Source organism: Micromonospora sp. CNZ299, assembly GCF_002754415.1.
The window spans coordinates 1,774,107-1,788,030 of sequence record NZ_PEFG01000001.1 but is presented as its reverse complement, the minus strand read 5'-3'; the positions used below and the strand labels follow the sequence as shown (position 1 = coordinate 1,788,030).

General features: G+C 70.9%; 13 protein-coding genes. 3 read left to right on the top strand and 10 right to left on the bottom strand.

Features of this window, described 5'->3' with window-relative positions; genetic code table 11:
* Window positions 1–31: 31 nt before the first annotated feature.
* From CLT68_RS08550 to CLT68_RS08515, 8 genes are all read right to left on the bottom strand, one after another.
* Window positions 32–331: a hypothetical protein gene (locus CLT68_RS08550; RefSeq protein WP_099849971.1), complete on the bottom strand. Its 300-nt coding sequence runs from the start codon at window positions 329–331 to the stop codon at window positions 32–34.
* Between the two features lie 6 nt (window positions 332–337).
* The gene (locus CLT68_RS08545; protein ID WP_099849969.1) at window positions 338–967 is read right to left on the bottom strand and encodes a TetR/AcrR family transcriptional regulator; all 630 of its coding nucleotides are present in this window, start codon (window positions 965–967) and stop codon (window positions 338–340) included.
* Window positions 968–1,217: 250 nt separating this feature from the next.
* Window positions 1,218–4,061, bottom strand: a complete 2,844-nt coding sequence (gene topA, locus CLT68_RS08540; protein ID WP_099849967.1) for a type I DNA topoisomerase — start codon at window positions 4,059–4,061, stop codon at window positions 1,218–1,220.
* Window positions 4,062–4,512: 451 nt separating this feature from the next.
* Window positions 4,513–5,244, bottom strand: coding sequence for a hypothetical protein (locus CLT68_RS08535; RefSeq protein WP_099849965.1), 732 nt, complete (start codon window positions 5,242–5,244; stop codon window positions 4,513–4,515).
* Window positions 5,235–5,777: a hypothetical protein gene (locus tag CLT68_RS08530; RefSeq protein ID WP_088951173.1), complete on the bottom strand. Its 543-nt coding sequence runs from the start codon at window positions 5,775–5,777 to the stop codon at window positions 5,235–5,237. Before CLT68_RS08530 ends, CLT68_RS08535 begins: the two co-directional genes overlap by 10 nt.
* Window positions 5,778–5,879: 102 nt before the next feature.
* Window positions 5,880–8,240 carry a sodium-translocating pyrophosphatase gene (locus CLT68_RS08525; protein ID WP_099849963.1) on the bottom strand — a complete coding sequence of 787 codons (2,361 nt, stop codon included), beginning with the start codon at window positions 8,238–8,240 and terminating at the stop codon, window positions 5,880–5,882.
* A 315-nt stretch (window positions 8,241–8,555) separates the two neighbouring features.
* A complete protein-coding gene (locus CLT68_RS08520; protein WP_172862142.1) occupies window positions 8,556–8,990 on the bottom strand; it encodes an ATP-binding protein in 435 nt (144 codons plus the stop codon).
* Entirely contained in the window at window positions 8,990–9,346 is a 357-nt protein-coding gene (locus tag CLT68_RS08515; RefSeq protein ID WP_088951170.1) for an STAS domain-containing protein, read from the bottom strand. The genes CLT68_RS08520 and CLT68_RS08515 overlap by 1 nt, the downstream gene beginning before the upstream one ends.
* Before the next feature lie 188 nt (window positions 9,347–9,534).
* Between CLT68_RS08515 and CLT68_RS08510 the strand changes: the two genes are divergently transcribed.
* From CLT68_RS08510 to CLT68_RS08500, 3 genes are all read left to right on the top strand, one after another.
* Window positions 9,535–11,907 (top strand): DEAD/DEAH box helicase, encoded by a 2,373-nt coding sequence (locus CLT68_RS08510; protein WP_486482418.1) that lies wholly within the window; start codon window positions 9,535–9,537, stop codon window positions 11,905–11,907.
* Between the two features lie 98 nt (window positions 11,908–12,005).
* A complete protein-coding gene (locus tag CLT68_RS08505) occupies window positions 12,006–12,215 on the top strand; it encodes a hypothetical protein (RefSeq protein WP_099849960.1) in 210 nt (69 codons plus the stop codon).
* A gap of 142 nt (window positions 12,216–12,357) precedes the next feature.
* Window positions 12,358–12,936, top strand: coding sequence for an LURP-one-related family protein (locus CLT68_RS08500; protein WP_088951167.1), 579 nt, complete (start codon window positions 12,358–12,360; stop codon window positions 12,934–12,936).
* A 144-nt stretch (window positions 12,937–13,080) separates the two neighbouring features.
* Here CLT68_RS08500 and CLT68_RS08495 read toward each other — a convergent pair whose 3' ends face one another.
* The gene (locus tag CLT68_RS08495; protein ID WP_099849958.1) at window positions 13,081–13,488 is read right to left on the bottom strand and encodes an Rv3654c family TadE-like protein; all 408 of its coding nucleotides are present in this window, start codon (window positions 13,486–13,488) and stop codon (window positions 13,081–13,083) included.
* Window positions 13,488–13,898, bottom strand: coding sequence for a TadE family type IV pilus minor pilin (locus CLT68_RS08490; RefSeq protein ID WP_099856925.1), 411 nt, complete (start codon window positions 13,896–13,898; stop codon window positions 13,488–13,490). Before CLT68_RS08490 ends, CLT68_RS08495 begins: the two co-directional genes overlap by 1 nt.
* Window positions 13,899–13,924: the final 26 nt, after the last annotated feature.

Below are 13,924 nucleotides of genomic sequence, written 5' to 3'. Positions count from 1 at the left end.
GGTCGTTCCATCCACCGCTCGCACCGTTGCATCACCCGCCCACCGCGTCGGTCGTGGTGCCCTCCTCGGTGCTGATCACCGCGTCGATCAGCGCGAAGAACGCCTGGATGCCGGGCCGGTCCCCACCACGACGCCGGGACTCGGCGAAGTCTTCGGGCGATGCCCAGAAGACGATGTCCAGCCACTCGTCGTTCGTCAGCCGGATCAGTCGCGCGCCGAGGAAGCCGGCACGGTCGGTCTCGAAGTCGCGCAGCATCGCCGGCCGCGCGGCCAGCAGCGCGTCGGCGCGCTCAGCGGGCGCCCGGAAGCGGGTGATCTCGACGGTGGTCATCGTTCCTCAATCCGTTCGACTGTGGGGCTCTGTGGAGGCCTGGACGCCCAGCATCAGCCCGAGCTGGGTCAGCAGGACGTCGCGGAATTCCGCGGGTGGCGGCGTGGGATCACGCTGGACGCGAAAGATGATCAGACCGGCCAGCGCCGATAGCAGGAGATCCGTCACCGCCTCGGCATCGTGGGTCAGCGTGAACGCACCCCGCTCGGCGCCCTCGCGCACGGCGGCAAGGAAAGGCGCCCGGTAACGCGCCTGCACTTCGGCGCTGTAGGCGCGGAGTTCGTCGTCGCGCATCGCGGATCGCCAGAATTCGACCAGAACCTGTCTGGTGCTCTCCGAGTTGTGCAGACTCCGGTCCACCAGCGCGACCAGCCGTCGCCACGGGTCGGCTTCGGCGTCGGACACCGCCTGCAGGGCATCCACCTCCCGGTCGGTGAACACCTGCATGGCCTCGATGACCATGTCCTCGCGGGAACCGAAGTAGGTCTGAAGGGTGCTGATCGCGACCCCGCCGGCCGCCGACACGTCCGCGAACCGCGTGTTCTCGTATCCACGGGCAGCGAGCACGGCTGCCACGGCGTCGAGAACGGCGGTCCGTTTCTCTCCGCCCGCGCGCCTCCTGCGGGTGATCGGCATGGTTGTACGGTACGACGGTACCGGTTCAATGAGTAGCCGCGACCTCGGCTTGTGATGCGAAGCACCGCGCCGGTCGGGGTTGGAGGTCAACTCCAGATCCCTGCAACCGGGGCTGTCAGCGAGGGCGGGATACTCCCGGAAACCGTGACGATCACCGGGCAGGGCTGCCCCGGCGGCCGTCGGCGTCGAGCGGAAAAGGAAAACGGCCCCCCTCCCGGGGAGCCGTTTCACCCGATCTCGTGGCGCGGGGTCACTCCGTGCTGGTGGTCGCCTTGCGCGGGGCGGCCTTCTTCGCCGGAGCCTTCTTGGCCGCCGCCTTGGTGGTCGTCGCCTTGGCCGTCGTGGTCTTCTTCGCGGCCGTGGACTTGCTGGCAGCGGCCGTCTTCTTCGTCGCCGTGGCCTTCTTGGCGGGGGCCTTCTTCGCCGCCGCCTTCTTCTTCGGCGCCGGGCCCTTCGCCCGCTTCTCGGCCAGCATCTCGGATGCTTCCTCGATGGTCAGCGCCTCGGGAGTCTGCCCGCGCCGCAGCGACGCGTTGAACTCCCCGTCGGTGACGTACGGGCCGAACCGACCGTCCTTGATCACCATCGGCTTCTCGGTCGCCGGGTCCACGCCCATCTCGCGCAGTGGCGGTGCCGCCGCCCGCCGTCCACGTGCCTTCGGGGCGGCCAGCAGAGCCAGCGCCTCGTCCAGCGTGACGGTGAACATCTTGTCCTCGGAGTCCAGCGAACGGAACTCCTCACCCTGCTTGACGTACGGGCCGTAGCGGCCGTTGTTGGCGAAGACCTCGACGCCGTCCGGCGCGACACCGATCAGCCGGGGAAGGCTGAGCAGCTTGAGCGCCTCCTCCAGGGTCAGCGAGTCCGGCGTCTGCGTCCGCAGGAGCGACGACTTCCGCTCACCGCTGGACACGTACGGGCCGAACCGGCCGGACTTGAGCACGATCGGCTCGCCGGTCGCCGGGTCGTCGCCGAGCTTGCGCTCCCCACTGCCGCCGAGGAACAGCTCGTGCACCTTCTCCGGCGTCAGCTCGTCCGGGGCCAGGCCCTCCGGGATCGGCGCCCGGTCACCCTGGGAGCCGCCCTCCTCGCCCTCGGCAGCCGGTGCCGGCTGCTCGCCGCCGGGCAGTTCCCGTTGCAGGTACGGCCCGTACCGGCCGACGCGCACCACGACCTCGCGGCCGTCGTCGTCGGTGAAGAGCGGGATGGAGTTGACGCTGCGGGCGTCGATGTCGCTGAGGTTCTCGGTGACCAGCTTCTTGAGCCCACCGGAGCGGGCGATGTCCTGGTCGCCGGCACCGTTGGAGCTGCCGAAGTAGAACGCGGTGAGGAAGTCGACAGCGGCGTGGTCACCGCCGGCGATCTCGTCCAGCTCGTTTTCCATGGTGGCGGTGAAGTCGTAGTCGATGAGGCGGGGGTAGTGCCGCTCCATCAGCCCGATCACCGCGAAGGCCAGGAAGGTCGGGATCATCGCCTGGCCGCGCTTGGTGACGTACCCCCGGTCCTGGATCGTCTGCATGATCGACGCGTAGGTCGACGGGCGGCCGATGCCCAGCTCTTCCAGGGCCTTGACCAGCGACGCTTCGGTGTAGCGCGACGGCGGCTGGGTGTGGTGGCCCTGCGCGGCCAGCTCGTCGGCGGTCAGCGGCTGGTCCTTGACCAGGGTCGGCAGCCGGCGCTCGGCGTCCTCGGCCTCGGCGTTCTCGTCGTCGCTGGACTCGACGTACGCGCGCAGGAAGCCCGGGTCCGTGATCGTCTTGCCGGTCGCGCCGAAGTCGGCTTCCTCCTGGGAGGTGGAGACCGCCCGGATCCGCACCGAGACGCTGGAGCCGACCGCGTCGGTCATCTGCGAGGCGATCGTCCGCCGCCAGATCAGCTCGTAGAGCTTGAACTCCTCGGTCGACAGCTCCTTGGCCACCTCACCCGGGGTGCGGAAGTTGTCCCCCGCCGGGCGGATCGCCTCGTGTGCCTCCTGCGCGTTCTTCACCTTGCCGGTGTAGCGACGCGGCTCCGGCGGCACACTGCGCTCGCCGTACAGCTCGACGATCTGCCGGCGGGCCGCCGAGATGGCGGTCTCCGACAGGTTCACCGAGTCGGTACGCATATAGGTGATGTAGCCGTTCTCGTACAGCCGCTGCGCGGTGCGCATCGTCTGCTGCGAGGACAGGCGCAGCTTGCGGGCCGCCTCCTGCTGGAGGGTCGAGGTGATGAACGGCGCGTACGGGCGGCGACGGTAGGGCTTCTCCTCGACCCGGGTGACGGTGAACGGCCGTCCGTCGAGTCGGGCCGCGAGACCCCGGGCACCACTCTCGTCGAGGTGGACCACCCCGGCGCCGGCCCGGACCCGACCGGTGGTCGGCTCGAAGTCCTTACCGGTGGCGATCCGGTCGCCGTTCAACGCGATCAGGGTGGCGTTGAAGGCGCGCGGGCCCTCGCCGGCGTTGGCCACGGCGAGGGTGGCCAGGATGTCCCAGTATTCGGCGGTGCGGAAAGCCATCCGCTGCCGCTCCCGCTCGACCACGATGCGGGTCGCCACGGACTGCACCCGGCCGGCCGAGAGCCTCGGCATGACCTTCTTCCACAGCACCGGGGAGACCTCGTAGCCGTAGAGCCGGTCGAGGATCCGCCGGGCCTCCTGGGCGTCGACCAGGTCGCGGTCGATCTCCCGGGGGTTGGCCACGGCCGCCTGGATCGCCGGCTTGGTGATCTCGTGGAAGACCATCCGCTTGACCGGGACCTTGGGCTTGAGCGTCTCCACCAGGTGCCAGGCGATCGCCTCGCCCTCGCGGTCCTCATCCGTCGCCAGGAAGATCTCGTCGACTTCCTTGGCCAGCTTCACCAGCTTGCTGATCTGCTGCCTGCGGTCGGCGGAGACGACGTAGAGCGCCTGGAAGCCGTTGTCCACGTCCACCCCGAGACGGGCCCAGGGCTCCTTCTTGTATTTGGCCGGCACATCGGCGGCGTTGCGCGGCAGGTCGCGGACGTGACCGAAGCTGGCCTCCACGACGTACCCCGGGCCAAGGTAGCCCGAGATCGTCTTGGCCTTCGCCGGTGACTCGACGATGACCAGACGGGTGGTTCCAGCTTCGCTTGGCACGTCTCTCCCCGACCTCACTCCTGCTCGTGGCCTTCCGGCGCCCGGACAGCGACCGCTTTCGACCCCCGCCGTCGCACCGGCGGTCCGGATGTCCAACGTAACGCGCCGCCCGCGTTTCGGGTTTCGCGGGCCGCAATCCGCTTCAACGCGGCGGTGGACGCCGCCTCGCCGCGTTCGGCACTGCCGGACGGCGCCACCGTACACCGTGGGTAGGGCTCGAAGCGGGTCACTGTGACGATGGCGGACTGACGGCGGAGGTCCGACCCGCCCGTTTTCCGCCTGGATCAACCCGCCAGCTGTCCGGGACCGGACACCGGAAGTGCACACCCCGCCCCCGTCGATCATGGACTTGTGCTGGGCGTTTTAACCCCGGACGAGAAGTACGTCCACCACCACAACCCCAAGATCGACGGGGTGGGGTGGGGCGGGTCGAGATCGAGGCTGGACGGGGTTAGGACGGCCAGGCTTCTGGCGGTGCCGCTTTGGGGGGCTCGCCGACCAGCTCGGCCAGCCGGGCGAGCCGGCGGCGGCCGGTGATCCGGTAGGCGGGGCCACCCTCGTTCGGGCTCAGGAGCGTGCCGGCGAGCCCGGCGGCGGCGAGCGCCACCCCGATCGGCTCCCAGCACTCCTGGTCGTTCGCGCCGAGCCGCAGCAGACAGGCATCCGGAGGCTCCGGCGTCCCGGCGGCGGCGAGCCACAGCCGCAGCCGCCGGCCGGTCAGATGGAAGGTGGCCGGCGGGCGTTTCGCCGAACTGTGCAGCCACGCAGCCGCGAGCGGTTTCAACACCCGGGTGTACGACGTACGGACGGCGTGTCGCTCGCCCTCGGTCGGCTCCCAACTCGCCGCGAGCCCGCGCGCCGCCAGTTCGGCGACGAGCACGTGCACCCGCCACGCGGCGTCCACCTGCACCGAGAGACGGGCGGTGCCCCCCATCCGGACCACCTCGCCCGGTCCGGCGAGCAACCCGGCCAGGTCGGCGACCGTCGGCTCGGCCGCCTCCGCGCCGAAGAAGACAAGTTGCCGCCCCGCGTCGTCACCCTGAACCGAGCCGTTGCGGGGTGGACCGTTCTGGGGCTGGCCGCCGCGCCGCCGCGCGGGTGCGGGCGCGTCCGACTCGGGCGCGGGAAACAGCGCCGGGGGCGGCTCTGCCTTCCCGGTGTCACCGAGCCCGCTCAGCGACACTCCGGCACCTCGTCGAAGGCTTGTTTCAACTCCTCGGAGTTGAGCTTGCTGGTGTCCAGCGCGCTGGCGTCGTACTCCTTGTTGAGGGTCTCCACCGCGGCCCGCACTCCGTCGTAGAAGGCGGTCGGCTCGCCGGTGCCCAACCCGTCGATGGTGTCCCGGGCACGGCCGTAGGCGTCCCGCATCTTCCCCAGTGAGCTGCGGAAACCGGCGGAGATCGCCTCGCCGTTGTCGGTCTCCGGGACGCCCGCCTGCTCGACCTTGCGGCGGGCGGTCTCGCTGGCCTTCTCGGCCCCACCGAAGAGCCGCACCAGGTTCTCCTTGGCCTGCGCCGGCGTGGTCTGCGCGGTCATCTGCTCGTCGGTGCTGCTGGTCAACTTGCTGATCTCGGAACGCCACGGGGTGAGCGCGCCGCAGACCGAGGCCGCCCAGGCCCGCGGGCTGGGACCCCCGCCGCAACCGGCGAGCACGACGACGATCGTGGCCAGGACCACCGTGAGCTTTCCGGCGGCAGACGCCCGGCACGTACGCATGCGTTGCAGCGTACGGCCTTTGGCCAGGTGTGGCACCGGTCCGGACGGCCGGGGTCCCCGGCCGACGCGGACGTCGACCGGGGACCCTGGGCCGTTGACGGGTCAGGCGTTGACCGTCTCCGGGCGGTGGTCGGTGCTGCCGGCGCCGGTGTTGCCGTCGGCGTCGGAGTCGGACATCGCAACGCCCTTGCGCTTGCTGAACACCACCGACGCCACGATGATCAGCGTCGCGACCAGGGCGATGCCGACCCGCAGGCCGACGTTGCGCTCATCGCCGACGCTCCACGCCACCACGGCGGGAGCGATCAGCAGCGAGACCAGGTTCATCACCTTGATCAGCGGGTTGATCGCCGGACCGGCGGTGTCCTTGAACGGGTCACCGACGGTGTCGCCGATGACCGTGGCGGCGTGCGACTCGGAGCCCTTGCCGCCGTACGCGCCGTCCTCGACCAGCTTCTTGGCGTTGTCCCAGGCCCCACCGGAGTTGGACAGGAACACCGCCATCAGGGTGCCGGCACCGATCGCACCGGCCAGGTACGCCGCGAGCGCGCCGGGCCCGAGGCCGAAGCCGACCGCGATCGGCGCCAGGATGGCGAGCAGGCCGGGGGTCAGCAGCTCACGCTGCGCGTCCCGGGTGCAGATGTCGACGACCTTGCCGTACTCCGGGCGCTGGGTGCCGTCCATGATGCCGGGCAGTTCACGGAACTGCCGGCGGACCTCCATGACCACGGCGCCGGCCGAGCGGGACACCGCGTTGATGGCCAGCCCGGAGAAGAGGAAGACCACCGCCGCCCCGATGATCAGGCCGACCAGGTTGCGCGGGTTCGCCACGTTCAGCGCGTTGAGGATCTCGTTGCCGACGTCGTTCACGCCAGCCGTCGCGTAGGCGCTGGTGAGCGAGTCGGTGTACGAGCCGAACAGCGCGGTCGCGGCGAGCACCGCAGTGGCGATCGCGATGCCCTTGGTGATCGCCTTGGTGGTGTTGCCGACCGCGTCCAACTCGGTGAGCGTCTTGGCGCCGTGCTCGTCGATGTCACCGGACATCTCGGCGATGCCCTGGGCGTTGTCGGAGATCGGGCCGAAGGTGTCCATCGCGACGATCACGCCGACCGTCGTGAGCAGGCCGGTGCCGGCCAGTGCCACCGCGAACAGCGACAGCGTGATGGAGCTGCCGCCGAGCAGGAACGCGCCGAAGACACCGGCGCCGATCAGCAGCGCCGAGTAGACCGCCGACTCCAGGCCGATGCTGATGCCGGCCAGGATGACGGTGGCCGCACCGGTCTGCGAGCTCTTGCCGATGTCCTGCACCGGGCGCCGGTTGGTTTCGGTGAAGTAGCCGGTCAGCGCCTGGATCGCGGCGGCCAGCACGATACCGATCACCACCGCGCCGATGGCCACGAGCCGCGGGTTGCCGGTGGCGTCGGTGAGGCCGTCGTCGAACTCGCCGAAGGTCGCCGGCAGGTACGCGTACGCGGCGATCGCCACCAGCACCGCGGAGAGCACCGCCGAGATGTAGAAGGCTCGGTTGATCGCGGTCAGAGCGTTGCGGTCGGACGCGCGCAGCCGGGTGATGAAGACTCCGAAGATCGCGACCAGCACGCCGATGGTGGAGATGATCAGCGGAAAGACCAGGCCCTCCTCGCCGAACGCGGCGCGGCCGAGGATCAGCGCGGCGACCAGCGTCACCGCGTACGACTCGAACAGGTCGGCGGCCATGCCGGCGCAGTCACCGACGTTGTCGCCCACGTTGTCGGCGATGGTGGCGGCGTTGCGCGGGTCATCCTCGGGGATGCCCTGCTCGACCTTGCCGACCAGGTCGGCGCCGACGTCGGCGGCCTTGGTGAAGATGCCGCCGCCGACCCGCATGAACATCGCGAGCAGCGCGGCACCGAAGCCGAAGCCCTCCAGCACGGTCGGCGCGTCACCCCGGTAGACGATCACGACCAGCGCGGCACCGAAGAGGCCGAGGCCGACGGTGAGGAAGCCGACGACACCACCGGTCCGGAAGGCGATCTTCATGGCCGCTTCGCGGCCACCTTCCCGCTCTCTGGCGGCCGCGGCCACGCGCAGGTTGGCGCGGGTGGCCAGCCACATGCCGGCGCCACCGATGAATGCGCTGAACAGGGCACCCACCACGAAGAAGACCGAACGACCGATCTTCACCGCCAGCTCGCTGCCGTCGGTGTCGTGCACCGGCAGCAGGAAGAGCAGCACCACGGCGACGACAACGAAGATCGCCAGGGTGCGGAACTGGCGGAGCAGGTAGGCGGAGGCGCCCTCCTGGACGGCCCCCGAGATCTCCTGCATCTTCTCGGTGCCCTTGCCGGCGGCCAGCACCGTTTTTGTCAGGGCGGCAGCGAAACCGAGCGCCACCAGCGCGACTACCGCGGCGATGACGACGTAGGTGACATTGCTTCCGGTAAGGGAAAGCCCGCCGCCGTCGGCGGCCAAGGTCTCGGACATCTGTGTCCTCCTGTTACCGAACACTCGCGCCGGTGAGTGGAGACGCACTGACCGACGCCTGATTGCGGACTCGCAAGCGCGCGCCAACCCACCAGCGGACCAGCGATGAACACCCATAGCCGCTGGCTGCGGGATAGGTCACTTGCTGACAACCCGGGTACTGTAGCCCTCCACAGTGTTGGAGGTCACACGCAGGTGCCACAGTGTCGCGATGATCTTCGTCGCTGTGTTATGAAACGAAATCTGATATAGGGCCCGGTCCATGCAAGAAGGCCGCACCCCCTGCTGGGGATGCGGCCTACGAACGGGAACGGGTCAGTGGCCGACCGGCCACACCATCCGCACCTCGGTGCCGATGCCCTCGTCGACCGGGCGCACCTGCAGGTCCTCCACGAAGCCGGCGAGCAGCGCAAAGCCCACGCCGGTGGTCAGCGCCTCGTCGGTGAGCGACTCGTTGGCCAGCTCGTCCGGCGGCAGCGCGGTCAGACCGATGCCAGCCTCGATCGGCGCCCGGTCCACCACCCGCACCGCGTACGAGCCGCCGTCGGACATCTCCACCAGCACCGGGTCGGCCAGGCCGTACTGCCGGTGCAGGGCCACCGCCCGGGTGCACGCCTCGCCGATGGCCAGGCGCACCTCGTCGAGCAGGTCCTCCCGGACTCCGGCACGGCGGGCCACGGCGACGCCGACCAGGCGAGCGGTGCGCACGTGCACCGGGGCGGGCGAGAACGAGAGCTTGACTGTCGCCATCACGCGCCGGCGCCCGCCGAGTCGGCGCTGATCGCCGCGTCGACCGTCGGGTGCAGCGGGAAGACCTGGTCCAGCGCGGTGATGCGGAAGATCTTGAGCAGTGGCTCCTTGTCGCAGACCAGGGCGAACGAACCGCCGGCCGAGCGCAGCCGCTTGAGCGCGCCGACCAGCACGCCCAACCCGGTGGAGTCGAGGAAGTCCACCCGACCGAGGTCGACCACCACGTGACGGGCGCCACCGTCGATCAGTTCGAGGAGTCGTTCGCGGAGCCGGGGCGCGGTGTAGACGTCCACCTCACCACCGACCTCAAGCACCGTGTGCTCGCCCACGGTGTGCGTCGCCAGCGACAGCTCCATCGGTCCTCCTCGCCAGAGCCGTAAACTCTCGTGGGCATCTAACCACTACCGCCTGCGCGGCCTGCGGACGCCAGTGGAGGCTTCCCCTTACCCCGGTGTCCGACTTTTCATCTCCGAACACCAGTGCGAGAGTGCAGGGCGTGACCTCCAACGACTTCAGCACGGCGCATCCCGCGTCGCGCCCTGAGCTGGAGTCGTCGTCCGCGGCCACCGTATCCGCTGGTCCCAGCCCCGGGCCAACGCCGGCCGACCTGCTGCGCCGGCTCCGGGCCCGGGGTGCCGCCGACCCGGTCACCCACGTCGAACGGGTCCCGGCCCGCCCCGGGGTGCCCGCGCCGTGGCCGTCGTGGGCCCCGCCGGAGCTGCGCGCCGCGTTCGCCCGGCGCGGCGTGGTCGCGCCCTGGCAGCACCAGGCCCAGGCAGCCACCCTGGCGTACGAGGGTGAACACGTCGTGGTCGCCACCGGCACCGCGTCCGGCAAGTCGCTGGCGTACCAGCTCCCGGCGCTGGCCACCCTGCTCGCCGACCCCCGGGCCACCGTGCTCTACCTCGCGCCGACCAAGGCGCTCGCCGCCGACCAGCTGCGGGCCGTCGCCGCGCTGGAACTGGAGGGGGTACGCCCCGCCTGCTACGACGGGGACACTCCGCGCGCCGAGCGGGAGTGGATCCGCCGGCACTCCCGGTTCGTGCTGACCAACCCCGACATGCTGCACCACGGCGTCCTGCCCGGGCACGCCCAGTGGTCCGGTTTCCTGCGCCGGCTCGCGTACGTGGTGATCGACGAGTGCCACACCTACCGGGGGGTATTCGGCTCGCACGTGGCGCACGTGCTGCGTCGGCTGCGGCGGCAGTGCGCCCGGTTCGGGTCCACCCCGGTCTTCGTCCTCGCCTCGGCGACCTCCGGTGACCCGTCGACCGCGGCCGGACGGCTGACCGGCCTGCCGGTGACGGCGGTCACCGAGGACGCGTCGCCGCGCGGCGGGGTGACCTTCGCGCTCTGGGAGCCGCCGCTGCTGCCACCCGACTCGGGCCCCTCCACCCCGGTGCCACCGCAGTCGACCGGCGACCACGACGACCTTCAACAGATCCGCCGGTCGGCGCTGCGCGAAACCGCGGACCTGCTCGCCGACACGGTCGCCGAGGGGGTACGCACACTCGCGTTCGTCCGTTCCCGCAAGGGCGCCGAGGTGGTGGCGGCCAACGCGCGCCGGGCGCTGGACGACGCGGTCCCGGGGCTCGGCGACCGGGTCGCCGCCTACCGGGGCGGTTACCTGCGCGAGGAGCGGCGCGAACTGGAACGGGCGCTGCTGCACGGCGACCTGCTCGGCCTGGCCTCGACCAACGCGCTGGAGCTGGGCGTGGACCTGATCGGGCTCGACGCGGTGCTGATCTGCGGCTACCCGGGCACCCGGGCGTCACTGTGGCAGCAGGCGGGCCGCGCCGGGCGTTCCGGCCAGGAGGCCCTCGCCGTGCTGGTGGCCCGGGACGACCCACTGGACACCTACCTGGTGCACCACCCGGAGGCGATCTTCGGCGCGCCGGTGGAGGCGACGGTGCTCGACCCGGCCAACCCGTACGTGCTGGCACCGCAGCTAGCCTGCGCCGCGTTCGAGGCTCCGCTCACCCCGGCTGACCTGGCGCTCTTCGGTGACGGGGCGAAGGAGGCCGTCGACCAACTGGTGGCTGCCGGGGCGCTGCGGCAGCGGCCCACCGGCTGGTACTGGCGGCATCGGGAGCGGCCCGAGGTGGACCTGCGCGGGGAGGGCGGCGCCCCGGCCTGCGTGGTGGAGTCGTCGACCGGCCGGCTGCTCGGCACGGTCGACGGTGGTTCCTCACACTTCCTCCTGCACTCCGGTGCGGTCTATCTGCACCAGGGCGTCTCGTACGTGGTCGACGATCTCGACCTCGTCGACGGTTGTGCGCTGGTGCACGCCGAGGAGCCGGACTGGTCCACCCACGCCCGGGACGTCACCGACCTGTCCGTGGTGTCGGTGCGCTCCTACGTGGACGCCGGGCCGGTCGGCATGTTCCTCGGCGAGGTGGACGTGACCAGTCAGGTCGTGTCGTACCAGCGGCGGCGGATCGCCACCGGCGAGGTGATCGACACCCGGCCGCTGGACCTGCCCGCCCGGGAGCTGCGCACGGTGGCGGTGTGGTTCACCCTGTCGCCGCAGTCGTTGACTCTTGCCGGGGTCCAGCCAGCCGACGTGCCCGGTGCGTTACACGCCGCCGAACACGCCGCGATCGGCCTGCTGCCGCTGATGGCCACCTGCGACAGGTGGGACATTGGCGGGCTTTCCACCGCCGTGCACCAGGACACCGAGGCGCCGACCGTCTTCGTCTACGACGGGCACCCGGGTGGCGCCGGGTTCGCCGAGCGGGCGTACGGGACGGCGTCGGCATGGCTGCGGGCCACCCGGGACGCGATCGCGGAGTGCGGCTGCGAGAGCGGCTGCCCGTCCTGCGTGCAGTCGCCGAAGTGCGGCAACGGCAACAACCCGCTCTCCAAGCCGGACGCCATCCGGGTGCTCGACGTGGTGTTGGCGCACCTGCCCGAGTGAGCAGGTTGCATGAATCGACTCGACGCGGGGCACAATGTGTGGGAGCGCTTCCATCGATGCCTTTGTTGCTGATCGCCCCCCGTGCCCGAGGAGAAGCCGTGGCCGACACCATCGCTGAGACCGTCGACCTGCTCTACACCATCGACCAGGACAAACTCACTCTCGACCAGCAGATCGCGCTCGGAACCGCGCTGGCCGCCCTGGCTCAGGCGGAACGGCTGGAGCAGATCAACGAACGGCTGCGCGTGATCCACCAGGTGCTCAACACGTGGGCGCTGCGCGCCGCGACCACCGGCGACGGCCGCTGATCCTCCATTCCCGGTCGGCACGGGCACGGGGATGCGGGGCGGTCGCCTGGCCGCCCCGCATCCTGTGAACCTCGATGGCGGGGAACGCGGCGGTTGTCGGGCTGTGCGAGACTCCGGCGCACGAACCCCCTGAGGAGATCAGATGCAGCTTGACAACTTGCAAGGTCAGCACCAGTTCCACATCCGCCAGCGACTGCGCATGATGGTCAACCAGTACGAGGTCCGGGCAGTCTCCCCGGACGGCACCGAAGGCGAACTGCTGGCGTTCGCGCAGCAGAAGCGGCTCGCCTTCAAGGAGCAGGTGACGATCTACACGGACGACTCGAAGCAGCAGCCTCTGCTCGGCTTCAAGGCCCGCCAGCGCATCGACCTCGGCGCCACGTACGACGTCACGGACGCGGCCGGGAACCCGATCGGCCTGTTCCGCAAGGACTTCGCCCAGTCGCTGCTGCGCTCCACCTGGCACGTCGAGCAGAACGGCCTGCCGCAGGTGACGGGCCAGGAGCGCAGCATGCCGGTGGCGCTGCTGCGCCGGTTCGTCGACTCGCTGTCCTGGTTGCCGTACCACTTCGACTTCACCGCGGGCGGCCAGCCGGTCTTCACCGTGGTCAAGAAGTGGGGCCTGCGCGACAAGTACATCGTCGAGGTGCAGCACCCGCAGATCGACCGTCGCCTGGTCATCGCGATGGCCGTCGCCCTCGACGCGCTCCAGGCCCGCTGACCCACCCGGCCCGCCCGGCCACCCATTCCTCGGCCGCTGGCCGGGACGCGGCTCTCAGCCCCGATCCCGGCCAGCAGGTCGTCGGCAGATGTCGTGAACCGTCAGCTCCACACGCTTGTCGACGCACCGCCCAGCCTCATCCCGTCAACCGCGCGCTGGGCCGGCGCGGGCCGTCGAGGTGACGGCGCGAGTCAGCCCGGGAAGTGGCGTGAAGGCCACCTCGACGGTCACCAGCACGTCGAGTCCGTCGATGCGACAGCCGACCAGCCGACCAGCGTTGCGGCCGACGATGTCGGCGGCCGATGCGCAGGCCACCGCGTCGCCGTCGAGCGCCTGGGCAGCTCCGGCCAGCGCGCCCAGATCGGCCGCCACCGCCGCCCGTTGACCGGCCATGCCGGCGGCGGCGATGGCAGCGCCGGACATCCCGAACAGCACGAAGACCAGCCCGATCGCCAGCAGCAGGACTGTTGCACCACCGCGCTGCGCGTCCGGCAGCCCGTCATCGAGTCGCTCAGCGTCCGGTCCGTGGCCGAGGCGGGTTCGACAACCCATCACCAAACTCCCTCGGCGGCGCCTGGTTCCACGGCTGCGACGGCGGTCGCGACCACGGTGACCCGTGGTAGCCGGCCGCCCAGCGCGCGGACGGGCGCACGTACCGTCGCCTGCACCCGGTTGCCGTCGACGGACACCGTCACCGACGCCCCCGGCGGTGCCGCACGTCCGGCCGCCGCGCTCCCGTCCCCGCCACGGGCGGCGGCCAGCGCCGCCTCCCGGGCCGCGTGCAGGCAGCCAGCCTGCGCGGTGACGGCGTTGACCGCGGTCAGGCCAGCCAACAGGAGCAGGAGCAGCGCCGGCAGGCCGGCCGCCAGTTCGGCGGTGAACGACCCACGGTCCCCACCAGCGGCGTGTTCGACGAAGCGGGCTCTCCGCTCGCCCTCACCTGCCCGCCCTGGGGTGCCCAACCTTGGACCGCGACCGGCCTGCCGGC

Coding starts and splice junctions, on each gene's coding strand:
- CLT68_RS08550 (WP_099849971.1), bottom strand. CDS start 331: ATGACCACCGTCGAGATCACCCGCTTCCGGGCGCCCGCTGAGCGCGCC.
- CLT68_RS08545 (WP_099849969.1), bottom strand. CDS start 967: ATGCCGATCACCCGCAGGAGGCGCGCGGGCGGAGAGAAACGGACCGCC.
- CLT68_RS08530 (WP_088951173.1), bottom strand. CDS start 5,777: ATGCGTACGTGCCGGGCGTCTGCCGCCGGAAAGCTCACGGTGGTCCTG.
- CLT68_RS08525 (WP_099849963.1), bottom strand. CDS start 8,240: ATGTCCGAGACCTTGGCCGCCGACGGCGGCGGGCTTTCCCTTACCGGA.
- CLT68_RS08520 (WP_172862142.1), bottom strand. CDS start 8,990: ATGGCGACAGTCAAGCTCTCGTTCTCGCCCGCCCCGGTGCACGTGCGC.
- CLT68_RS08515 (WP_088951170.1), bottom strand. CDS start 9,346: ATGGAGCTGTCGCTGGCGACGCACACCGTGGGCGAGCACACGGTGCTT.
- CLT68_RS08500 (WP_088951167.1), top strand. CDS start 12,358: ATGCAGCTTGACAACTTGCAAGGTCAGCACCAGTTCCACATCCGCCAG.
- CLT68_RS08495 (WP_099849958.1), bottom strand. CDS start 13,488: ATGGGTTGTCGAACCCGCCTCGGCCACGGACCGGACGCTGAGCGACTC.